Source organism: Embleya hyalina (assembly GCF_003967355.1).
GTDB classification, from domain to species: Bacteria; Actinomycetota; Actinomycetes; order Streptomycetales; family Streptomycetaceae; genus Embleya; species Embleya hyalina.
The window spans coordinates 834,812-855,923 of record NZ_BIFH01000013.1 but is presented as its reverse complement, the minus strand read 5'-3'; the positions used below and the strand labels follow the sequence as shown (position 1 = coordinate 855,923).

The following is a 21,112-nucleotide window of genomic DNA, read 5'->3' as shown; positions in this document are numbered from 1 at the left end:
ACGGGTCGGGTGCGCGCTTCCAAGGAGTCCTCGATGAGCAAGTTCGGCCGCAGAGTGGCCGCCGCGACGGCCTCGGTGTCCCTGCTCCTGGGCGCGGGCATCGCCCTGGCCCCGACGGCCGCAGCCGTCGACCACCCCCTCTGCAACGTTTCCGACAACAGGGACCGTGCGGGGAAGATCACCGGCAACAACGTGAGTCTGCGCAAGACCAAGGGGACGTACCACTCCCCCATCCTCCGTGTCCTCCAGAAGAACGCGAAGGTGACCGTCTACTGCAAGGGTCTGGTCGTCGCCGACCAGGATCTCCAGTACTGGTACTACGTCAAGCACAACGCGACCGGTATCAGGGGCTGGGTCTACGCGTCCTACGTCGCGTAGGTCGACCGGCGGACGACGGCCCGGCCGGTCCCGCGCCCCGAGCGTCGTGACCGCGCCGAACACCGGCACGTCCGGGCGTGGGTGGCCCCGTGCGCGGGGCCACCCACGCCCGGAACACGTCACGGCGGGGCGCTGCTTCCACGCGGCAGTGCGAGGGGGGTTTACGGCCCGGTGTCCCGGGCCTGCTCGTAGCCGAGCTCGATCAAGGCGGCGCGGAGCTTCCTCGCCGCGTCGTCCAGGGCCGACGGGTCCTCCTCCGGCTTCGCCTTGTCGAACTCGAAGTCGGACATGTCCCAGACGGGAGCGACGTGTATGTGCAGATGCGGCACCTCGAAGCCCGCGATGACCAGACCGGCCCGCGGGGCGTCCCAGGCCCGCTGCACTCCCCGACCGATGGCCTGGGCCACCTCGAAGCAACGCGCCAGGAGGGCCCCGTCGGCGTCCGTCCACCGGTCGACCTCACGCCGGGGCACGACCAGGGTGTGACCGGGTCGCAACGGCGCGATGGTCAAGAACGCGGTGACTTTCGGATCCTGCCAGACGAAACGTCCGGGTAACTCCCCGGCGATGATACGAGAGAACAACGTGGCCATGTGGACCTCCCACTTGGTCGAGCGGTGGTTCGGGAGCTTGGGTCGGACGGGGCAACCGTCTCCGGTTGCCCGAACCGCGACGTCGTCGCCGTTCAGTCGCCGTGACGGCTGCGGGAGGCGATGATGTCGATCTCGACGCGACCACCGAAGGGCAGCGCGGCGACCGCGACACACGACCGTGCGGGCCGCGGCTCGGGCATCGCCCGCATGTAGGCACGGTTGGCGAGTTGCAGGTCGTCGATGTCGGCGAGGAATATCGTCGCCTTGACCACATGGCTCAAGTCGAGGCCGAACGCCTCCAGTTCCCGGGCGGCGTTGCTCAGGGCCTGGGCGGTTTCCGCCTCGACGCCGCCTTCGACGAAGACGCCGTCCTTGACGCCGAGTCGTCCGGAGACGAATACCAGGTCGCCCGCGGCCACGGCGGGTGTGTACGGATGTGGCGCCTCGGCGTAGGTCAACTCGCTCATCGCGGAATGGTTTCCTTTCCATCGGGACGTTCGGCGCTCGGGGTGGACAGGTCGCCGAGCAGTGGGGTCAGAGTGTGGTGCTCGGCGAGTGGCGCGGGCAGGTCGCCGCGCGTCATGCGGGCACGGTTGTGCCACCACACGGGCATGCCGACACCGCCGGCTCCCGGGATGTCGTAGGGGGAACCCGCCACGAACAGCACCCGTTCGGGAGGCAGGCCCAGTTCGTCGAGCGCCCGTCGGTACGGTTCGGGGCGCGGCTTGTAGGCTCCCGCGGCCTGCGCGGTGACCACGACGTCCAGTGGGACGCCGAGTCGGGCCGCCGCCCGCCGCCCCAGGTCCTCGGAACAGTTGGTGACCACACCGACCCTCAGCCGGGACGTCGACGTCAACTCGGCGACGACGCCGGGTGCTTCCGGCCAGGGGGCCAACTCGTCCCAACGGTCCGCGAGTTGCCGGGCCAGTACCGGGTCGAGACGCTGCGCCCGGGCCGCTTCGGAGACCAGGTCCTCGTAGGGCCGGTAATCGCCGACGGCATATGTACGGCGCAGATACTCACCCCGCCACCGGCTCCCGGTCGCGTCGTCGCCCGCCACCGCGTTCCACAGTGACCACGAGTCGAGGAGGGCCGTGAGCAGATCGAACAGGACCGCGTCGTATCGGCCGGCGACGGGCATGCCCTCGACGGCGCCTCGACGGCGGGCGGGGCTCACGGCCGTCCGCCCGCGGTCAACGAGGCGAAGCGCTCGATGCCGACGTTCCCGCCGGAGAGGATCACTCCGACACGACGTCCCGCGAACCTCGCGGGATTGCCGAGCACCGCGGCCAAGGCACTGGCGCCCGAGGGTTCCACGACGGTCTTCAGCCGTTCGAACAAAAGCGTCATGGTGGCGATCAACTCGTCGTCCTCGACCAGCAGGAAATCGTCGACGAGGCGCCGATTGACCTCGAAGGTGAGCGCTCCGGGAATCTCCACCTGCTGGCCGTCGGCGATGGTGTGCGGAACGGGGATACGCACGCGCTTCCCCGCCGCGATCGACCGGACGGTGTCGTTCCCGGCGACGGGTTCGACACCGATCAGTTCCACGCCGGGCAGCAGAGCCCGGGCGGCGGTCGCGCAGCCGGCCATCAGTCCACCGCCGCTTACGGGAACAACCAGCGTGTCGACGGGGCCCGCGTCCTCGATCAACTCCAGCGCCGCGGTTCCCTGTCCGGCCATGACCATCGGATCGTCGAACGCCGGAACGGGGACGAGCCTGCGGGCGTCGGCGAGTTCGCGTGCCTTGACCTCCCGGTCCTCCCGGTAGCGGTCGTATGTCACGACGGTCGCGCCGTAGCCTTCGGTCGCCGACCGTTTCGCGGCGGGTGCGTCCTCGGGCATCAACACGGTCGCGTGTGTCCCCACCAGGGCCGCCGACAGGGCGACTGCCTGGGCGTGGTTGCCGGACGACCACGTGCACACGCCGCGCGCGAGTTCGTCGGCCGACAGGGTGGAGATCCGGTTGTAGGCGCCGCGGAACTTGAAGGCGCCCGCCCGCTGCAGGTTCTCCGCCTTCAGCAACACCGTGGCACCGACGCTCTCGTCGAGCGTGCGCGAGGTCAGCACCGGCGTACGGTGTGCGACACCGGCGATGCGGTCGGCCGCGGCCCGCACATCGGCGAAGGTGATCACTGCGCCGGCCACGGACGCCTCGGGTGCCGACCGGGGTGACGGCCTACTCATCGCGGTTTCCCCTCGAGTCGGTGTCTTCTTCCTCGTACGCCTCCAGAGCGGCCCTGGTGCGGCGGATATGGCGTCGCATCGCTGTTTCGGCCGCGTCCGGGTCACGGTCGCGAACCGCCCGGAGTACCTGGTGGAGTTCGTCGTGTCCGCAACTCCGGTGTTCGGGCGCCTCGGCCGCGCGGGTCAACGCGAGCCGCATCTGGTTGTGCAGCCGTTCGATGAGAGCGCCGAGCATCGGATTGCCACACGCGTCGCGGAGCAGGGCATGGAATCGGCCGTCGCTGCCGGTGTAGCCGGATTCGCTGTCCGCCGCGATGGCCAGGCGTTGTTCGTCGAGCGCGTCTTCGAGAGCCTCGACCAGTCCCGGTCCGGGCGCTTCCGCGCACAACCGTGCCGCCTGCCCCTCGAGGACCTCACGGACCTGATGGATGTGGCGCATCTCGGCCGGCCCGAGTCGGACCACCACGACACCTCGACGGGGCCGCTCTTCGGCCAGGCCATCGGCTACCAACTGCAGTACGGCTTCGCGGACGGACCCTCGGGAGACCCCCAGCCGTCGTGCCAGCTCGGGCACCGAAAGCTGCATTCCCGGAGCCGGGTCCCCTTCGAGGATCGCCGCCTTCAGCGTCCGGTGAACGGCGTCCGTCAACCGATCCGGCCGATCCATCATCTCGGTCAGCCCCATCGCGCCCCTTCCGAGTAGCTTCCCACGGAAGAGAGAATTACCGATTACCGGTAATCAGTCAACAGCCCGCCGCATTGCGGCGCCGAATCGCCGTGACCGGGCGCCCGACGCGGCGGGCGCCCGGTCAGGTCCGCACCCGCCGGGCGAAGCGGCGCAGGGCGAGGTGACCCAGGGTGGCGGTACCGAGGGTGAGGGCGGTGAGGTAGGCCCACGTGGGCATGTGGCCGGTGGAGGGCGTGAGGTTCGCGCGCAGGCCCTCGCTCATGTACACGAGCGGGTTGGCCAGGGTCAGGACCTGGACCCATCGGATGTTGTGCAGCGCGGTCCACGGGTAGTAGACGCAGCCCAGCATGGTGGCCGCGGCCAGGAGCAGGCCGAGCAGCGGTCCGAAGGCGGAGGCGTCGACGAGTGTTCCGAGCAGCAGCCCGAGGGCGGCGGCGAGCAGCGCGCTCAGCACCAGGGTGGTCAGCAGCAGGGGCCAGCTGTCGACGTGCGCTCGGGGCGCGTTGCCGGGGGCGTGCACGAACCGGACGATCGGGACGACGACCAGGGTCGAGACGAGGCCGAAGATCGCGGAGGAGGTGATCTTCTGCAGGCCCAGCGCCCAGACGGGCAGCGGCGCCAGGGCCCGGTCGGTGATCTCGCGACCGGGGCCGAGTTCGGCGGCGAGCGGTCCGGTGACGGACATGATGCTTTGGAGTGTGAGGGTACTGGCGATCAGGCCGGGCAGCAGGATCGTGGAGAACGAGGTCGCGCCGCCGAGTCCGGTGCCGATACCGGGCATGACGTAGGCGAAGGCGAAGGTGAACAGCAGCGGTTGCAGGCCGACTTGGATCAGCAGTGCCGGCAGGTTGCGGCGCAGGACGTGGAGGTCGCGGCTGGTCAGCGCGCGGTACGCGTGCCAGGCGGCCCGGCGGGACGAGAGCGACGGACGGGTGACGAGGGGGTTCGCGGTGGTCATGGCGTGTAGTCACGTCCGGTCAGGGTGAGGAAGGCGGTCTGCAGGCTGGGGGGTGTGGTGGTGGCGTCGCGGACGGTGAGTCCGACCGCGCCGCCGGCTCGCAGCAGGTGGCCCAGTACGCCGTCGGGACGCGTGGTGCGAACCCGTACGGTCGGGCCGTCGACGTCCATGTCGTGGGGGCCGCCGGGGATGCCGCGCAGTGCGTCGGTGGCCGGGGTGGCATCGCCGTCGTAGTGGACGGTGATCACCGTCCGCGCTCCGCTGGACGCCTTGATCGCCTCGGGGGTGTCGCAGGCGAGCAGGCGTCCGTGGTCGATGACGGCCAGGCGCCCGCACAGGGCTTCGGCCTCGTCGAGGTAGTGGGTGGTCAACACCGCGGTCTGGCCGGTCTCGTGCAGGTTCGCGATGATCCGCCAGAGGTCGTCGCGCGCCTGTGGGTCGACGCCCGCGGTGGGTTCGTCGAGGAAGAGCACGTCCGGCAGGTGCATCAGGGCCCGGCCGATCATGACGCGGCGGGCCTGGCCGCCGGAGAGCTGGTGGGCCTTGGCGCCGGCCTTGTCGGTGAGGCCGAACCGTTCCAGCAGTTCGAGCGCGCGGCGGCGGGCCGCCGGGGCGCGCATGCCGAAGTAGCGGCCGCGGAAGGCGAGATTGTCCGCGACGGTGAGCGCGCGGTCCAGGGTGTTGGCCTGGGAGACCACACCGATGCGGGACTTGACGCCGACCGGGTCGGCGCTCACCTCGTACCCGGCGACCCACGCCTGCCCCGCGCTGGGCGCGACCAGGGTGGTGAGCATGCCGATGGTGGTGGATTTGCCGGCGCCGTTGGTGCCGAGCAGGCCGAAGAACTCGCCCTGCCGGACCGTCAGGTCCAGGGCGTCGACGGCGACGAGGCCGCCCTGCGCGCGCGGATAGACCTTGCGCAGGCCCCGCGTGTGGATGGCCGCCGGTGCGTGGGCCGTGGCGCCTCCCGGGACGAGGGGCGGGGCGGGGGTCGGGGTCGGATTCATGTGGTTGCTCCAGGGCGCGGATGAGGCATCCGTCGGAAGGGCCGCGTGCCGGGGTCACGGGGCGGGGGTGTGGCCGGGCAGGCCGGTGCCGCCCAGGCGCGTCAGCAGCGCGGACATCCGGCCGATGTCCTCCTTGCTCCACGGCGGCGCGGCGAAGATCTCGGCGGCGACCTGCTCGGCCGTGGCGAGCATGTCCGTCAGGCGCGCACGGCCGGTGTCGGTCAGTGCCGCGTAGGCCACCCGGCCGTCACGGGCGTCCGTCTCGCGCGTCACCAGCCCGATCCGCTCCAGCGGCACCAGCCCCCGGGTCACCCCGGAGGCCGTCAGACCCAGCGCCTCGGCCAGATCCACCCGGCGCATCCGACCGCCGGGCGCCTGCCCCAGACGCAACAGCGTCGTGAAGTCGGCCAGGCTCACCCCGTGCAGCCCGCCCAGACTCGCGTCGAACCGTTTGACCAGGGCCGTCTGGGCCCGCACGAGACGCAGCGAAACGTCCAACGCATCAGTCATTGCGACCTCCTTGAGTGCTCAAGCATATCAGAAGCTTGAGCACTCAAGGACTTGTTCGGTTCATGCGTCGGGATCGGTCCGTGCGGAGCGTCCGGGACGAGGCAGTACGCCGAAAGGATGAACCATAACGATCGTTGTGCAACCAACAAGACGGTTCCAGTACTATGCGGGTGCTGCGATCGCCGCCCTTCCCGAGAGTAGGGTCGAGATCGAGGTCACGCCTGTCCGCGCCCGGGCATCGAAAGCGCCGAGTCCGATTCCGCGCGAATATTCGTGGGATACCGAAGCGCCTTCGCGAACATTCACCGGAATCCCACGGATGCACGGTCGATGAACCGCGACGGGGAGAGGGACGACCCGGAAGTCACGCGGCACCTGCCGAGGACGTGGCGCCGCACGGGAACGCCGTCATGACGGCACCGTGCGATATCGGAGTACGCGTGCCGTCGAGTCGATATTCACCGAGCATCGCACCCGTGGCACGCGGATCGATCCGCCCGTGTTTCGCCTCTTCACGGAGAACCGGCGCATACCGTTCGGGAAACGATGGATCCCGAATCACCACGGAGCACCGAAGCCGTTCCGTCGAGCGTCGATACCGCTTGAGAACGGCCCCCGGCCGGCCGTCGCTCCTCCCACCGCGCTTCCCACGTCGCAGGAACGCCGCTTCCACGGCCCGTGGCGGCGCTCCGATGACGGAACGTTCCGTCTTCGGAGCGCCGCCACGGGCGATTTACTTGAATGCGTCGCGTAACCGCATACAGCACACCGCGCGATCATCGTAAATGACAGAAGTGCCGGCCATAATTTCACTCCTACGGCGCACATCCGCCCCGCCGGTGTTCGTCGTTTCGATGAATGTGACCTTTCACGAATCCACCGACCTCCCCTTTCCCACCAAGATCGACAGACACTCCTTTCGTTTGGGGGAGTGGATACTCACCCCCCGAGCGGCCACCTTCCTCAGCCGATCCCCCCATGCTCATCTCAAGCGCGCGGGAGAATGTGTTCGACTCCACCACTGCTCCGCCGAGATGGAGCAATTCGCCCTTTCCATGGCCTTGATCGCGGCCGCGTTCTCGCGCCGCCTCGACGACATCGTGGGCACCCGCCGGTCCTGACGGCCCGCCGTCCTCGACACCATCCCCCCGGACAGTTCATCGCACGCAGCAACGAGTGAGGCCCATGTACGACGGAACCGGACACGACCTGTCCCGCTCACCCGTCCTCCCTACTCCGCACGGCGACGCTCCCCCACCCCTCGGCTCGGTCGACTCGTGGTCGATGTTCGACACGGGGACGCCACTCGACCCGCTCTCCCCGTACGACGCGACGCAGGAGTGGCTGCTCGGGTCGGACCTCACCCGGCCCGCGAAACCATCCGATCCGGGTACTCCCACGACCCCCGCCGACGAACGTCGCGCGCGAGGGATCGGGGTGCCCGCCGGCCACCGTCGCCGCGTCCCGGCCACCCCCAAGCCCGCCCGGCAACCGGCGACCGGCATACGGGTACTCGATCGCCTCAGCCATACCATGGTCGCGGCCACCGTCGTCCTGGTCGCCGCGATCAGCGTCCTCGGCGCGATCATCACCCTGGAACCGCTACGCCACGCCGCCCCCGCCGAACACGGCCTGGCCCGCTGGTGGCCCATCCTCCTCCACGGCCCCTGGATCGTGGCCTGCCTGTCCATCCTGCGCTCCAGCCTCCATCACCACAGAGCCGCGCACTCCTGGGTCGTGGCCATCACCTTCGCCGGACTGTCCATGGCACTCGCCGTCACCGAAGCGCCCAAGAACCTGCACGGCATCGTCGGCGCCGCCCTGCCGGCCATCGCCATGACCGCGTGCCTGCACCAGCTCGTCCGCCAGATCACCCTCACTCGACCACCCCGACGAACCAACCGAGACCCACGCCACAACACCCGCCTGTAACCGCGGGCGTCGCCACGAATCGTGGCGCTCGGCCCCGACGGACCGCGCCGGCGTCCCGCATCCGAATGTCGAACCGACCCCGCTGGGGCGCCGGTTCGTCGGTGGTGGGGAGCGGGACGCCGGCGACGGCCTCGGGGCCGTTCGCCACCACACCGGTGTGGGTCGGCCGCGCGGCGGCGCGGCCGGTCCGCGCCGGCGTGATGGAACGTACCCGGGACCGTTCCCCCCGGGACGCACCCGAGACCGTTCGTCACGGGTCACCCGGTCGGTTCGGGACCGTCCTCGTGCGCGTGCGGGTGGGCGCGGGGGTGATGGTGGTGGATGTGCTGCTCGCCGTCCATCACCGCGTAGACGGTGGCGTGGTCCTCAGCGGTGTTCGTCTGCGTGTCGCCCGAAGGTTCGTCCACTCGGGCCGCCGACGGTTCGGATCGTGCCGTCTCGATGTGGATGTCGTGGCCCGCCACGACCGGTCCGGAGGCGTCGCCGCCGATCCGGATCGAGTATCGGTCGCCTGCTCCATCGGTCATGCCGACTCCTCCGGAGTCACGAAACTCGGCTCAAGGTGTGTGTCCCGCACGTGTAACACACCACCGACCTGCCCTGAACCCGGGTGTCCGGCATCGTGACCACGGCCACGGCGGTCTTCCCGTCGGGGCGAGGGTGATGGTGAAGTCCACCCGGCCGACGGCCTTGCGGCATGCCTCGCCGCCCATGTCGTAGAGCGGTCCGGTGCCGGTGTACGAGTCACCGGACCGGGTGACGTGTACGAGTTCCGTGCCGCACGTGGACTGCACCGTGAAGGCGTAGGAGCCGGAGCCGGACGCGGAGACCCGGATGATGTCGCCCCGGCCGTCCCGCCACGTCCCCGCGAGGCCCGACGACGTCTCGGCGTTCGGGCTCGGCGTGACCGAACTCGTACTCCCCGTCCGGGACGACGGCTCGCTTCGGGACGACCGCTCGTGTTGCACGTACGCGACGCCCCCGACGGCCGCGATCCCCACGACGGCGGCCACCGCGAGCAGCACGGTCGGGCCCGAGGTGCCCGCGCCGGCCCCGACTCCCGCGCCGGCGACGCTCCCGGGCCCGGTGGAGTGCACGCCGGCCGTCGTACCGCCGCCCGGAGCGGGTGCCGGCGTGGCGATCACCTGCTCGGCGGCGGGCACGCACTGCCCGGCCTGCGCCGCCGCGTGCGCACCGTGGAGATCACCCAACCGGCGCCACAGGAGCACTGCTTCCGCCGGCAGCGCCGCCGAGGCGATGCGACGGCCGGTCAGCAGGGCCCGGATGCCTTATCGTGCTTGAAGTACGCCGTGGCGTTCGTATCCTTCGCGTGCTCGGCGGCGAGCGAGCCGCTGCTCAGGATCCGACCCCACACACCGAACCGCAACGACCGGGCCGGCGTCGGCGACGCGGCCCGCGCGAGCCGGACCGCGAGATCCGGGCGACCGGACCACTCGGCCAGTTCCGCCACCACCTCCAACGCCCTTCCATGGCACGCGACTTCGGCGGGCTCGGTGGTCGGCAGCGCGACCCGACCGGCGAAGTATTCGCACAGCGTCTCGACGGGGAAGGGCCTGGTGTGCCGGTCGCGCAGCACCGGCAGGGCGTCCGAGGCACAGCGATACCCGTGCTCGGTGGCCTCGACCAGACCCGGTTCGGCGAGTCGATCACACAGACCGACCGGATCCGGCAGCCCGACCAGGGCGCCGATGTGCGCGGCGCCCATCTCGGCGTCGCCCAGACTCGCCGGCAGCCGCAGGGCGTTCGTCGCCGCCGCGTCGAGCCGGTCGAGCAGCGGCGGCAGCAGATCGGCGATCGTCCCCGGCCTGGGCAGCATGATCCGGCCGCGCGCAGCAGGAGCAGCGGCCTACCGTGCGCGGCGTGCCACAGATCGTCGGCGGTGGAGGTCTCGCGGCGCCGCCCTGGTGCGTGGCGCGACGGTCCGGGACGAGGTGCGGCGAGCACTGCCGGCCCTCTGGTCCGTGGAACTGACCGAACTGCTCCGCCGGGACTCCGCCGGTCGCGAGGAACTCGCCCGACTCACCCGCGAGATCGCCGACGCGCTGCCGATCGATCGGCGACCGATCCACTACGAACACAACAACACCGCCCACGACTTCGGCACGACCATCGCCGTCCGGCACGGCGAACCGAACATGCCCCGAACGAAGCCGTAGCCGCATCGACGGACCCGTGGCCGTCGCGTCGGGCCTTCCCGCTCGGGGCGCCTTCTTCAGGGGTTCGTCCGGTCGCCCGCCGTCGACGGTGGCTGCTCGGGTGTCGGGGGCTCGGGGGCGTCCTGGATCCGGATCGCCTCGGTGATCGCGGCGGCACGTTCCTGGGGGCTGAGGGAGCCGGCGGCGTTCTCCAGCGCGGTGAAGTGGCGCCGGCGGTCCGCGCAGCGACTCCGCGTGTTGGTCCAGGCGGTGAAGGCCGGGATGGCGGCGGCCAGGATCCACAGGACGGCCAGGACAAGGAAGCCCACGGCCATCCACGTGGGTACACCGGCGAGCGCGGCGACCAGCGAACCGGCCCCGAGACCTAGAGGGGGGAAGGGGTTGGAGGCCTGCACGGGACGCTACCTTTCGGGCATGGCGGCCTCGTCGCCGGTCCGGTCCACCGGATGTTCCGGCGGTCGCGGCGGCGGCGGGTACGGCGGTTGTCGAGGGGGGTTGTGGAGTAGGGCGGTGGGCGGTGCCCGCCATTCGGGCCGGCGAGCCTCGCAGTCGTCCGGGGGGTCTCCCGCGCTGTCGTCGCGCCGGGCGTCGCCCGGCCCTTCCTCGCTGGAGACGATGCCCCGATCCCCGGTCCGATCGCCGTCGGCCGGACTTGGCGCACCCGGCCGAACGGGCGGCCTGTACGGGGAATTTCGTCGTGGACAACCCCGATCGACTTCTCGGGCGCCGGAGTTGCCCTTTCTGCTGCCTCGGCCTTGTGTATCGCCATACCTGATCGCGTTTCCTGTGGTGATTCCCGTGGCCTCGCTGTCGCGTTTCGCCCGGCGGGCGTCGGCGGCCGGCGATGTCGCCGCTGTTCGTCCCGACGCTGCCGATCGGCGCGCACGGCCGCGCGCTGTTCGGCCTCCTCGCGCGTGGCCCGGGCTCGTTCCCGGTCGGCGTCGGCCCGGGCACGCACGGCCTCGCCGCCGAGCAGGCCGCGGCCTCGTCCACGATCGAGGTATCGACGTCGGCACCCGCCTCGCCGCTGTCCGGGGCCGTCCGCCACGGGGTGGGGGCGCGGTTGGCGATCCCGGTCTCGGTGTGCGGGTTCCCGGCGGTCACGGCGGTGGTGCGCGCGCCGCGCACGACCGAACCCCGGGCCCGGCCGCGGGCATTCGGAAGCGCCGTGGAAGCTGGGGTTGCCGGCGGTCACCTTCGCGCCGGGCGACCGGTGTGTCTCGGTCGCCGGCTCGGCCCGATACGTCGTGTCCGGGCTCGCGTCGGCCGCTCGGGCGGGTGCGCCGGGTGTCTTCACCGGGATGTCGTGGGCGTCGCTCTCGCGGGCCGAGCCGCGTCCGAGCCGGGCGCATCGCCGCAGGCGTGGGGTGGGTGCGGTGTCGTGGCCGAGCGGCCCGGCCGGGAGGGCACCGGCCGTGCGCATCGCGCCGACGAACGCGCGTGCGGGGAGCCTGCCGCGCGGATCCGATTCCTCTTCGCGGGCGGCCGGTTGCTCGCCGGTGCGCGGATCGCGGCCGGCGGCCGGGGCCCGCTCCGGGTCACGGGCGCAGTCGCGGGCACGGACGCGGTCGGCATCGGCGGCGGGCGGCAGCGGTGTACCGGGCTCGATCCCGATGTCGTTCGGGCCGTCGCCGCCGCGTTCGAGGGGCGGTTCGGCGGCGTGCCCGGGCTCGCCCGCACTGTCGCGGTCCTCCCCCGGGCGGTCCCCGGTCGGTCCATCCCCGGTGGGAGGCGTCGCCCACTCCGACCGGCAACACCTCCACCCGCCCGTGCCGTTGACGGTCGCGAGGCGGGTCGGGGGTACCTGGGGTGCGCGCTTGAGGGTGATCATGATCCGGAAGGGTGTTGCCGACTGTGCCGTCGGCGGTCTTCGAACGCGGGATGGATGTCGGCGATCCCGGACGCAAAGGCGTCCGGACGCTCGGAGAATGGTCGTGCACGTGATCGTCGTGGGCGGGTCGAGGCAGGAACGGCGGCCACCCGGGGCGACGGGCGCGGCCGTCGATGTGCCCGGTGTGATGAACTCCCGGACGGGGCCGTGGCGATGACGGGAACCTGTGCGACCCCGCGCGGTCAGCGCTCTTGTCGCTCGCCCGACTCACCCGACTCGCCCGATTCACCCGATTCGCCCGACGTACCGGGACGTCTCGTCGGGGATCGGCGCGTCCTCTCCCTCACCCTTCGGGGCTCTTCGGCCTTCGACCACGGTCGGCATGTCCCCGAGCGACATGCCGCGTTGATCCTTGCGGGCGTGGCCGCCGGGGCCTCGGTCGCGTGCGTCTCGTGCTTCCCGTCGCCGACGCGCGTACGCAGCGCTCGTCGGTGATGCCAGTCGGGGTGACCACGTACCCGCTCCTGACCGCGGTCGCGTCGACCACGGGTCACGGGGCCCCGGGAGGCACACGTCACGCGACCGACGAACAGGCCCCCGTTCCACGGGAAGAGGGTGCACACGTCCGTCTCCGTCATGTCGTTCCCGGTCGGCGCGCACCCCACGGCCGGCTTGTCACCGGCGGGCCGTTCGACGTCCACGACCCGGGCGCGGCGTCGGGTGTCCGGGCCGGCGCCGTTCGGGCCGGTGAACTCGACGTGGAACCCGGTCTTCACGTACGACTCCATCCACGAGAGCCGGCGCACCACCGCGTGGCCGGAATCTCCCGTGTCGGACAGCCGGTTGGCAGGCGATTCGAGCATGCCTCGCTCCGTTCTCCGTCGCTCATGGGCGGTATGGTCCATGCCACTCCCCTTGCCGACCGCCATGTGGCGGGCCGGGCGGGGGAGTTCGGTGAAGGACCTCGATGTGGCCGAAAACAGCACCACATACCTTGGCTACCCATCGGGTTGGTTTGAACACTCCGGGTGCCGGATCGATGGAAGCGTTCCGCCCGCCCGCTGCGGGAAATACACGCCGAACGCGGACGTTCGCACGCCGCGCACGAGCGCACGCGCCCCGCGCGAATCACCCAGGAACGCGCCCCACAGCCAATGTGGACGTACCGGGCGGGTCGACGACCGACGACGGGGCACAACGGCAACACGGTCCGGCCGCACACCGGTTCGACACGGGCCGCGACGATCGCGCCGGCGCGCGATCCGCGGGGGCGCGGGCGTGGCAGGTGTATCGCATGCATACGGTGCACACGCCGACGTTCGCCGGGCGGAATGGTCATCCCCGCGGGTCCGAAGCACGGCATGTTCGCGCGGCATCGTGTTCCGGCCCTCGTCCCCGCCGATGAAGTCGTAGAAGACGGCGCCGAATTCCCCCACACCGCGTCGTATTCGACCCGGTGCCGGAGGTACCGGGCGTGACGCCCGTCGCCCCGGGGCGGCGGGCTCGTCGTGCGCGTGCGGCTGCCCGCCCCGCGGCACGACGACGCACCCGCGCCCCGATGACGGCGACTTCGTGATCCGTGCGTCCGTACCCGGACGGAGGCTCAGAGGAGAACGACGTTGCGTGCGCCCTCGCCGCCGCGCATGCGCTCGAAGGCGGCGTTGACCTCGTCGAGTTCGATCCGTTCCGTGACGAGACGGTCCACCGGCAGCCGTCCGGCCAGGTAGAGCGCCGCGTATCGGGGAAAGTCGCGGGCCGGGACGCAGCCTCCGTAGTTGGACGCGATCAGGGTCTTGCCGCCGTAGCACAGGTCCAGGACGTCGAAGCCGACCCGGGTGCCTTCCGGCGGCATACCGACGAAGACGCCGGTCCCGGCCGGGGCGAGGTAGGAGGGAACCTGCGCGATCGTACGGGGATTACCGATCGCCTCGAAACAGTGGTCGGCGCCACCGCCGGTCAGTTCGACGACGCGTCGGACGCTGTCGTCGCCGGCGAGGACGGTGTGCGTCGCGCCGAGTGAGCGGGCGAGTTCGAGTTTCTCCTCGGAGACGTCCACGGCGACGATCTTCTCCGCTCCGGCCAGCCGCAGTCCCATCACGACCGAGAGCCCGACGCCGCCGCAGCCGATCACCACGGCCGAGTCACCCGCGCCGACCCGCGCGTTGTTCAGGACGGCGCCGACGCCGGTGGCGACCGAACAGCCGATCAGCGCCCCGACCTCGAAAGGCAGTTCCTCGGGCACCTTGATCGCCGCCGAGGCCGGTACCACGACGTATTCGCTGAGCGATCCGACCGCGATGTAGGCGAACAGCTCCGAGTCGCCCTGACGCAACCGGGTGGTGCCGTCCGGCATCAGGCAGTCGTTGGAACGCAGCCGGCGACATGCCCAGGGCCGGCCGGACAGGCAGTCGGAGCAGCGTTCGCAGCCCTGGTTCCAGACCAGGACGACGTGATCGCCGGGGGTCAGGTGAGTGACACCCGGGCCGACCGTTTCGACGACACCGGCACCCTCGTGGCCCATCACCGTCGGCGAGGGGACATGCCACTCGCCGTCCAGGACATGGCGGTCCGATCCACAGATGCCGGATGCGCGGACCCGGACCCGGACTTCCCCGGCACGCGGGTCGCCGACCTCGACGGTCTCGACGGTCACCGCGGCACCTCCGCGGTGCACGGCGGCACGGGCACACAGCGACATGACTCCTCCAGGATGTCGGGATGTTGGGACGGTGGGGCGGAAGTCTAGCTTCCGGGTACGAGTCCGGCGATCGGATCATGCTTCGCGGACGAGGCCGTGATGCCGTTTCGTCGAGAAAATGCGCGAAAACAATCCGAAGAGTCTTCGGTGAAAGGCTTCGGCTGCATATCCGTTCGGGACTTGTCCCGAATGTTCTTCACGGCTCGACCGGCCATTCGTAGCGTTCCTTGCGTACGTCGAGGTGGATCCAGGACTCGATCGCACGGACCCCGGTGGTGCACCGCAGTTCGTCGAGGCGCGCCTGGAGAAGGCGTGCCGAATCGCCGCGGATGGTGGCGACCACGTCGAACCGGCCGAGCGTGGGCACCGCGAAGTGGGTGCCGGGCAGCAGGGCGAGGCGGTCGACCACCTCCTCCGGGTCGGCGTCGCCGAGTCGGAGACCGACACCGGCCAGCCGGCCGGAGCTGTCGGCGGTTCCGGTGATCGCCTCGATGCGGATGGCCCCCCGGTCCAGGAGTGCCCGGACACGGGTGCGGACGGCTCCGGCGGACCGCCCCACCTCCTCGGCGAGTTCGCGATACGAGCGACGGCCGTCGCGGCGCAGCAGTTCGATGAGGGCCAGATCGAGATCGTCGACCACGGGAGGCGGCCCGGCCGGGCGCACGTGCCGGTAGCCGCGCGAGGCGCCGAGGTACATGAGCGCCTCCACCGTGCGAACTCCCGGCTTCGCGCGGATGCGGCGGAGCGTCTCGGCGAGATGTTCCGGCGTCGGCACCCGGACCTCGACGACGGCGTCGAAGCGACCGGCGACCGCCGACGCCAGCACCACCTCGGGTGCGGGGCGCAGTGCGTCGAGGAAGGGGAGCACCGCCACGTCGAGGGTGAGGGAGAGATGGGCGATGGTGCGCACGCCGAGGATCGCCGGGTCGACGGACGTGACGATCTGCAGGTCCGCGGAGGCGAGCAGCGCGCGTACCCGGTCGGCGACCCGCGCCCTCGGTACGCCGATGAGTTGTCCCAGGTGGGTGTATCCGGCCCTGCCGTCCTCGCGGAGCAGGCCGAAGAGGCGGGTGTCCAGTTCGGCGTCCGACAACATCGACGCGCCTTCCGTCGGGAATCCCAAGGATTCTTCGGTTCGATCCTTGAACGAAAAATCAGTCGCGGGGTGGCTGTGCACCCCAGTCGTTCCATTTTGATGGGCTGGGCGTACAAGAACGCCATGACCTGGTGTTCCGGCGAATATATCGCCGTTGTCGCGCGCCGCGACCCGTGCGTACCCTGTGCCGATCTTCCCCAGATCGGAAAGTCCCAGAAAGACGTGGTGCCATGCTGCAAGAGCACGCGGCGCGGACGCCCGGGCCTGTCCCGCCCGCGCCCGCCACTCCCGCCACGCTGACCGTCGAGTCGCGCGGCATCGACACCGTTCCCGACGACGAACGCTGGTCGAGGCCGAAGGACGTCTTCTCGGTGGTCTTCGGGGGTGCGAACAGCATCTCGACCGCCCTGCTCGGCAGCTTTCCCGTCCTGCTCGGGCTGAGCTTCGCCGACGGGCTCGTGGCCGTGTGCGCGGGGGTGCTGCTCGGCTCCCTCGTGCTCGCGCCGATGGTGCTGTTCGGCCGTCAGACCGGCACGAACAACGCCGTCGCGTCGTCCGCGCACTTCGGTGTGCACGGCCGGATCATCGGATCGTTCCTGTCGCTGCTGACCGCCTTCACCTTCCTGGCGCTGGCCGTGTGGACCGCGGGCGACGCGCTGGCGGGCACCGTGTCCCGGCTGACCGGTGCGGAACCGTCGACGTGGCTGACGGCGGTCTCGTACGCGCTGCTGACGCTGATGACCATCACGATCTGCGTCTTCGGCTACCGCCTGCTGGTCATGCTGAACCGGATCGTCCCCGCGGTCGTCGGCGTTCTGTTCGTCCTGGGCGTGGCGGCCTACGCCCCCGGGTTCGACGGCGGCGTCGGAGGTTCTTTCGGGTCCGGCGCGGATCGCTGGTCGGACCCGTCGTTCCTGGGCGCCTTCATCGGTTCGGTGTTGATCGCGATGTCCTGCCCGATCTCCTTCGGCGCGTTCCTCGGCGACTACTCCCGCTACGTGTCGAAGAACGTCCCCTCGCGCAGGTTGATGGGGGCCGTGTTCGGCGCGGGTGTGGCTCCCCTGGTGGCCTTCGGCTTCGGCCTGTTCACGGCGAGCGCGATCGCCACGCGGCAACCGGACACGATCGCCTCGGGTGACTACGTGGGCGGTCTGATCGCCCTGGCCCCGAGCTGGTTCTTCCTGCCGCTGGGCGTGATCGCCGTCGCCGGGGGCCTGTCCACCGGTACCAGCCTGCTGTACGGCACCGGCCTGGACTTCTCCAGCATCGTGCCCCGGCTCGGCCGGGTCGCGTCGACGCTGGTGATCGCCGCGCTTGCCACGGTGTTGATCTTCGTCGGCAAGTTCGCCTTCGAAATGGTCGGCACCGTCTCCACGCTCTCCACCCTGGTCGTCATCTGCACCGTGCCCTGGATGGTCGTCATGATCGTCGGCTATGTCACGCGGGGCGGCTGGTACGCCGTCGACGACCTGCACGTCTTCAACCGCCGTCAGCGGGGCGGCGTCTACTGGTACCGGCACGGCTGGAACGTGCCGACCACGGCCTCGTACCTGATCTCCGCGGCGCTGTCGCTGATGTTCGTCAGCCTGCCCGGCCACTTCGTCGGACCGTTCGCCTCCCTCGTCGGCGGCACCGACATCAGCATCGCGGTGGCACTCGGCTCCTCGTTCCTGCTCTCGGTGGCCGTCGCGCGGTTCGTCCCGCAGCCGTCCTACGTCGTCGACGGCAACCAGCCGGACTGGGTCCCGGTCCGCCGGGCGCGGCCCGAACCCATCGCCCCACGCGGCGCCTGACCTCGACCCCGTACACACACCCAGGACATATTCCATGCGCAAGCCGAACACGTTCCACCCCGATGTGCGCTCGTTCGAGCCCGTCATCGTGACCGCCGACCGTATCCACACCATGGAGGCCGGACATCCCGTCGTCGAGGCGCTGGCGGTCGTTGGGCCCGACATCGTCGCGGTCGGTACCGTCGAGCAGTGCCGGGCCCACCTCGCCGAGCTGGGATTCGGCGCCGTGGCGCACCGACGGCGGCTCTCCGGGGTCGTCGTCCCCGGGTTCGTCGACGCGCACGCGCATCCGCTGATGCACGGCCAGTTGATGACCTGGGTCGACTGCGGCCCGGACCGGGCCGCCGACATCCCGGCGATGGTGGCGCTGCTCCGTGAGGCGGCGGCCCGCACACCGCGCGGCCTTCCGGTACGCGGCTACGGCTACGAGCACCGGAATCTGCGCGAGCGGCGGCATCCGACCCGGTTCGAGCTGGACCGGGTCGCCGTCGACCGCGAGGTGTACGTCATGAACGCCTCGGGCCACGGCGGCGTGGTGAACAGCCACACCTTCGCCGTCCACGGCGTGACCCGCGACATCCCGAATCCCGAGGGCGGGGAGTTCTTCCGGGACGCGGACGGCGAGTTGACCGGGGAGATCTCGGACGCCGCGTGCAACGTGCTCACCGGGGTGGGTGGGGTCAAGATCGGCCATCACGGACCGAACTTCCACCTCGCCGACGCGCCCGCCGAGCACATGCGGCAACTGGTGGCCGCACAGGACGACTTCCTGCGCGGTGGCGTCACCGCGATCGGTGACGCCCAGGTGTCGAGTCGCGAGTTCGACACCTATCTGCGGGTGGCCGAGGCCGGGGATCTCAAGCTGCGGATCAACATGTACCTGCTCTCCCACCTGCTCAGGAGCGCCCTGGACCTCGGCCTGCACGGAGCGTTCGGCAACGACCGGCTCGCGGTGACCGGCATCAAGCTGTACGCGGACGGCACCCTGGGCGGCTGGACCGCGTACTTCCCCGAGGGCTATCTCGCCGACCCGTGCCGCAAGGGGCAGCTGTACCACTCGCCGCGGGAGTATCGCGAGCTGCTGCGTTCGGCGCACGCCGCCGGCCTGCAGACGGCGACCCACGCGCAGTCCCCGACCGCGATCGGCATGGTGCTCGACGCGGTCGAGGCCGCGCTGGCCGAACGCCCGGACTCCGACGCCCGCCACCGGATCGAGCATTGTGGACTTCCCGACGGGGAGCAGATCGCCCGGATGGCCGAGCTCGGCGTTCTCCCCGTCAACCAGCCGCAGCACCACTACAACTGGGGCGAGGGGGTCACCGCGGCGATCGGTACACCGGGCGAAAGGTTCAACCCGCTCGGGGAGTTCGTCGCGGCCGGGGTACCGGTCACCATCAGCTCCGACGCCCCCGTCGCCGAGCCGCGCCCCCTGGAGGCAATCCAGGCGGCCACCACCCGGGTCACCCGTCGCGGGGTACGGCTCGGCCCGGACCGGCTGCTGATCGACGTCGACACCGCGCTACGCGCCCATACCCTCAACGCGGCCCGGGCGATCGGCCGCGAGGACGACCTCGGCTCGCTGCGGGCGGGCAAGCGCGCCGACTTCGCGGTGCTCGCGAAGGACCCGTACGCCACCGCGCCCGAGGACATCGCCGCGATCGGCGTCCGGGAAACCTGGATCGGCGGACGACGCGAGTACCGGGCCGGTTGAGCCCGACACACGGCCCCGTCCCGTGCTCGCACCCATCATCGAGAAGGAGCCCGACATGCCCGAGCGGCATCCGTACACCGTCACCGACCCCGCGACCGGCCGGGTCGTGGCCACCTACCCGACCGCCACCGACGCACAGGTCGAGGCCGCGCTCGCCGCCGCCCAGGAGGCCGCCGACCGGGCCCGGGAGACCACCGTGGGCGAACGTGCGGCGCTCCTGACCGAGGTCGCCGCCCTGCACCGCGAGCGCCGCGCCGAGTTGGCCGCCGGCATCGTGCGGGAGATGGGCAAACCCCCGGCCGAAGCCGAAGCCGAGATCGACTTCTGCGTGGACATCTACACCTACTACGCCCACAACGCCGCGCGCTTCCTCGCCGACGAGCCGATTCCGCTCGCTGCCGGACAGGGCGAGGCGGTGCTGCGCCCGAGCCCGGTCGGCGTGCTCCTGGGGATCATGCCGTGGAACTTCCCGGCCTACCAGGTCGCCCGCTTCGCCGCCCCGAACCTCGCGGCCGGCAACACCATCGTGCTCAAGCACGCACCGCAGTGCCCGGCCTCCGCGGCCGCGTTGGAGCGGATCTTCACCGACGCGGGCTTCCCCTTCGGCGCCTACGTCAACGTCTATGCCACCAACGAGCAGATCGCCGGGGTGATCGCCGACCCGCGCGTGCGAGGCGTCTCGCTGACCGGCTCCGAGCGGGCCGGCGCCGCCGTCGCGGAACTCGCCGGCCGCCACCTCAAGAAGGTCGTCCTCGAACTCGGTGGTTCCGATCCGTTCGTCCTGCTCTCGACCGACGACCTGGACGCCGTGGTGGAATGCGCGGTCGCCGCTCGCCTGGACAACACCGGCCAGGCCTGCAACGCCGCCAAACGGTTCGTGATCGCGGAGGACCTCTACCCCGACTTCGTCGCCGGGTTCACCGAGCGACTTCTCGCCCACTCGACCGGCGCCCCCCTGGCCTCCGCGGCCGCCGCCGAACACCTCGGCCGGCAGGTCGACGCCGCCGTGGCCCAGGGCGCCACACTGGTCGGCGCGGGAACCAGGCAGGGAGCCTACTTCCCCGCCGCCGTCCTCACCGGCGTCACGACCCGGCACGACATCGCCCGGCAGGAACTCTTCGGCCCGGTGGCGATGATCTTCCCGGCGGCCGATGAAGAGGAGGCCATCCGCATCGCGAACGACACGCCGTACGGCCTGGGTTCCTATGTCTTCACCACCGACCCCGAACAGGCTCGGCGGGTGGCGGACCGGATGGAGGCCGGCATGGTCTTCGTCAACGGTGTCCGGGGCGACGGTGCGGAGTTGCCGTTCGGCGGGATCAAACGCTCCGGCTTCGGCCGCGAGTTGGGTCGCCTCGGGATGGAGGAGTTCGTCAACAAGAAGCTGATCCGCACGATGACCCACTGACCACGACACACACGCACACCCGGCCGGCCGGCCGTGGTGCCGCAGGATCCGCGCGCCGATCCGGACGTGCGTGGACGAGGCCGACGCGGCACCGCCGGACGTTCTCGCGCACCGACACCGGCGGCCGGGGACACCCGCTCGTCCC

Annotated in this window: 19 protein-coding genes; 6 read left to right on the top strand and 13 right to left on the bottom strand. The window is 71.0% G+C overall.

All coding sequences use genetic code 11. The features are described from left to right. The first annotated feature begins 33 nt into the window (after positions 1 to 33). Positions 34 to 378, top strand: coding sequence for an SH3 domain-containing protein (locus tag EMA17_RS03665; RefSeq protein WP_126635375.1), 345 nt, complete (start codon positions 34 to 36; stop codon positions 376 to 378). A gap of 161 nt (positions 379 to 539) precedes the next feature. Here the strand turns inward: EMA17_RS03665 and EMA17_RS03660 are convergent, their stop codons facing one another. The 8 genes from EMA17_RS03660 to EMA17_RS03625 all read right to left on the bottom strand — a co-directional run bounded on the left by EMA17_RS03660 (position 540) and on the right by EMA17_RS03625 (position 6,321). Further along, a complete protein-coding gene (locus EMA17_RS03660) occupies positions 540 to 971 on the bottom strand; it encodes an HIT family protein (RefSeq protein ID WP_126635374.1) in 432 nt (143 codons plus the stop codon). Positions 972 to 1,063: 92 nt separating this feature from the next. Further along, positions 1,064 to 1,438, bottom strand: a complete 375-nt coding sequence (locus tag EMA17_RS03655; RefSeq protein WP_126635373.1) for a RidA family protein — start codon at positions 1,436 to 1,438, stop codon at positions 1,064 to 1,066. Next, the gene (locus tag EMA17_RS03650) at positions 1,435 to 2,148 is read right to left on the bottom strand and encodes an HAD-IA family hydrolase (protein WP_218042613.1); all 714 of its coding nucleotides are present in this window, start codon (positions 2,146 to 2,148) and stop codon (positions 1,435 to 1,437) included. Before EMA17_RS03650 ends, EMA17_RS03655 begins: the two co-directional genes overlap by 4 nt. Then, complete coding sequence (locus EMA17_RS03645; protein ID WP_126635372.1) at positions 2,145 to 3,158, bottom strand: pyridoxal-phosphate dependent enzyme; 1,014 nt, start codon at positions 3,156 to 3,158, stop codon at positions 2,145 to 2,147. Before EMA17_RS03645 ends, EMA17_RS03650 begins: the two co-directional genes overlap by 4 nt. Continuing rightward, complete coding sequence (locus EMA17_RS03640) at positions 3,151 to 3,843, bottom strand: GntR family transcriptional regulator (RefSeq protein ID WP_126635371.1); 693 nt, start codon at positions 3,841 to 3,843, stop codon at positions 3,151 to 3,153. Before EMA17_RS03640 ends, EMA17_RS03645 begins: the two co-directional genes overlap by 8 nt. A 124-nt stretch (positions 3,844 to 3,967) precedes the next feature. Next, the gene (locus tag EMA17_RS03635; protein ID WP_126635370.1) at positions 3,968 to 4,804 is read right to left on the bottom strand and encodes an ABC transporter permease; all 837 of its coding nucleotides are present in this window, start codon (positions 4,802 to 4,804) and stop codon (positions 3,968 to 3,970) included. Then, positions 4,801 to 5,811: an ABC transporter ATP-binding protein gene (locus EMA17_RS03630; protein ID WP_126635369.1), complete on the bottom strand. Its 1,011-nt coding sequence runs from the start codon at positions 5,809 to 5,811 to the stop codon at positions 4,801 to 4,803. The genes EMA17_RS03635 and EMA17_RS03630 overlap by 4 nt, the downstream gene beginning before the upstream one ends. A 54-nt stretch (positions 5,812 to 5,865) precedes the next feature. Beyond that, positions 5,866 to 6,321, bottom strand: a complete 456-nt coding sequence (locus tag EMA17_RS03625) for a MarR family winged helix-turn-helix transcriptional regulator (protein ID WP_126635368.1) — start codon at positions 6,319 to 6,321, stop codon at positions 5,866 to 5,868. 1,185 nt (positions 6,322 to 7,506) lie between these two features. Here EMA17_RS03625 and EMA17_RS53770 point away from each other — a divergent pair. Beyond that, positions 7,507 to 8,253 carry a DUF2637 domain-containing protein gene (locus tag EMA17_RS53770; RefSeq protein ID WP_246126417.1) on the top strand — a complete coding sequence of 249 codons (747 nt, stop codon included), beginning with the start codon at positions 7,507 to 7,509 and terminating at the stop codon, positions 8,251 to 8,253. A gap of 257 nt (positions 8,254 to 8,510) precedes the next feature. On the opposite strand, the gene EMA17_RS03615 is transcribed toward EMA17_RS53770, so the two are convergent. Beyond that, positions 8,511 to 8,780, bottom strand: a complete 270-nt coding sequence (locus tag EMA17_RS03615) for a hypothetical protein (protein WP_126635367.1) — start codon at positions 8,778 to 8,780, stop codon at positions 8,511 to 8,513. Between the two features lie 743 nt (positions 8,781 to 9,523). Beyond that, positions 9,524 to 10,090, bottom strand: coding sequence for a hypothetical protein (locus EMA17_RS03610; RefSeq protein ID WP_126635366.1), 567 nt, complete (start codon positions 10,088 to 10,090; stop codon positions 9,524 to 9,526). 88 nt (positions 10,091 to 10,178) lie between these two features. On the opposite strand from EMA17_RS03610, the gene EMA17_RS03605 reads away from it, so the two are divergent. Further along, a complete protein-coding gene (locus tag EMA17_RS03605) occupies positions 10,179 to 10,430 on the top strand; it encodes a hypothetical protein (protein WP_126635365.1) in 252 nt (83 codons plus the stop codon). A 56-nt stretch (positions 10,431 to 10,486) separates the two neighbouring features. Here EMA17_RS03605 and EMA17_RS03600 read toward each other — a convergent pair whose 3' ends face one another. The 3 genes from EMA17_RS03600 to EMA17_RS03590 form a co-directional block, all read right to left on the bottom strand. Continuing rightward, a complete protein-coding gene (locus tag EMA17_RS03600) occupies positions 10,487 to 10,738 on the bottom strand; it encodes a hypothetical protein (RefSeq protein WP_126635364.1) in 252 nt (83 codons plus the stop codon). A 3,126-nt stretch (positions 10,739 to 13,864) separates the two neighbouring features. Beyond that, the gene (locus EMA17_RS03595; protein WP_218042611.1) at positions 13,865 to 14,914 is read right to left on the bottom strand and encodes a zinc-binding dehydrogenase; all 1,050 of its coding nucleotides are present in this window, start codon (positions 14,912 to 14,914) and stop codon (positions 13,865 to 13,867) included. A 241-nt stretch (positions 14,915 to 15,155) separates the two neighbouring features. Further along, positions 15,156 to 16,055 carry an Lrp/AsnC family transcriptional regulator gene (locus tag EMA17_RS03590; protein ID WP_126635362.1) on the bottom strand — a complete coding sequence of 300 codons (900 nt, stop codon included), beginning with the start codon at positions 16,053 to 16,055 and terminating at the stop codon, positions 15,156 to 15,158. Positions 16,056 to 16,285: 230 nt separating this feature from the next. Between EMA17_RS03590 and EMA17_RS03585 the strand changes: the two genes are divergently transcribed. From EMA17_RS03585 to EMA17_RS03575, 3 genes are read left to right on the top strand one after another with little or no spacing between them, the layout of a single operon-like run. Further along, the gene (locus EMA17_RS03585) at positions 16,286 to 17,848 is read left to right on the top strand and encodes a purine-cytosine permease family protein (RefSeq protein WP_126635361.1); all 1,563 of its coding nucleotides are present in this window, start codon (positions 16,286 to 16,288) and stop codon (positions 17,846 to 17,848) included. A gap of 34 nt (positions 17,849 to 17,882) precedes the next feature. Continuing rightward, on the top strand, positions 17,883 to 19,559 hold the full coding sequence (locus EMA17_RS03580) for an amidohydrolase (RefSeq protein WP_126635360.1): 1,677 nt from the start codon (positions 17,883 to 17,885) through the stop codon (positions 19,557 to 19,559). A gap of 55 nt (positions 19,560 to 19,614) precedes the next feature. Next, on the top strand, positions 19,615 to 20,967 hold the full coding sequence (locus EMA17_RS03575; RefSeq protein ID WP_126635359.1) for an aldehyde dehydrogenase family protein: 1,353 nt from the start codon (positions 19,615 to 19,617) through the stop codon (positions 20,965 to 20,967). Positions 20,968 to 21,112: the final 145 nt, after the last annotated feature.

What these genes read in the sequence shown, in the direction of transcription:
- EMA17_RS03590 (WP_126635362.1), bottom strand. Translation starts at nt 16,055, where the DNA reads ATGTTGTCGGACGCCGAACTGGACACCCGCCTCTTCGGCCTGCTCCGC.
- EMA17_RS03585 (WP_126635361.1), top strand. Translation starts at nt 16,286, where the DNA reads ATGCTGCAAGAGCACGCGGCGCGGACGCCCGGGCCTGTCCCGCCCGCG.
- EMA17_RS53770 (WP_246126417.1), top strand. Translation starts at nt 7,507, where the DNA reads ATGTACGACGGAACCGGACACGACCTGTCCCGCTCACCCGTCCTCCCT.
- EMA17_RS03645 (WP_126635372.1), bottom strand. Translation starts at nt 3,158, where the DNA reads ATGAGTAGGCCGTCACCCCGGTCGGCACCCGAGGCGTCCGTGGCCGGC.
- EMA17_RS03575 (WP_126635359.1), top strand. Translation starts at nt 19,615, where the DNA reads ATGCCCGAGCGGCATCCGTACACCGTCACCGACCCCGCGACCGGCCGG.
- EMA17_RS03665 (WP_126635375.1), top strand. Translation starts at nt 34, where the DNA reads ATGAGCAAGTTCGGCCGCAGAGTGGCCGCCGCGACGGCCTCGGTGTCC.
- EMA17_RS03635 (WP_126635370.1), bottom strand. Translation starts at nt 4,804, where the DNA reads ATGACCACCGCGAACCCCCTCGTCACCCGTCCGTCGCTCTCGTCCCGC.
- EMA17_RS03615 (WP_126635367.1), bottom strand. Translation starts at nt 8,780, where the DNA reads ATGACCGATGGAGCAGGCGACCGATACTCGATCCGGATCGGCGGCGAC.
- EMA17_RS03610 (WP_126635366.1), bottom strand. Translation starts at nt 10,090, where the DNA reads ATGCTGCCCAGGCCGGGGACGATCGCCGATCTGCTGCCGCCGCTGCTC.
- EMA17_RS03625 (WP_126635368.1), bottom strand. Translation starts at nt 6,321, where the DNA reads ATGACTGATGCGTTGGACGTTTCGCTGCGTCTCGTGCGGGCCCAGACG.
- EMA17_RS03630 (WP_126635369.1), bottom strand. Translation starts at nt 5,811, where the DNA reads ATGAATCCGACCCCGACCCCCGCCCCGCCCCTCGTCCCGGGAGGCGCC.
- EMA17_RS03660 (WP_126635374.1), bottom strand. Translation starts at nt 971, where the DNA reads ATGGCCACGTTGTTCTCTCGTATCATCGCCGGGGAGTTACCCGGACGT.
- EMA17_RS03655 (WP_126635373.1), bottom strand. Translation starts at nt 1,438, where the DNA reads ATGAGCGAGTTGACCTACGCCGAGGCGCCACATCCGTACACACCCGCC.
- EMA17_RS03580 (WP_126635360.1), top strand. Translation starts at nt 17,883, where the DNA reads ATGCGCAAGCCGAACACGTTCCACCCCGATGTGCGCTCGTTCGAGCCC.
- EMA17_RS03640 (WP_126635371.1), bottom strand. Translation starts at nt 3,843, where the DNA reads ATGGGGCTGACCGAGATGATGGATCGGCCGGATCGGTTGACGGACGCC.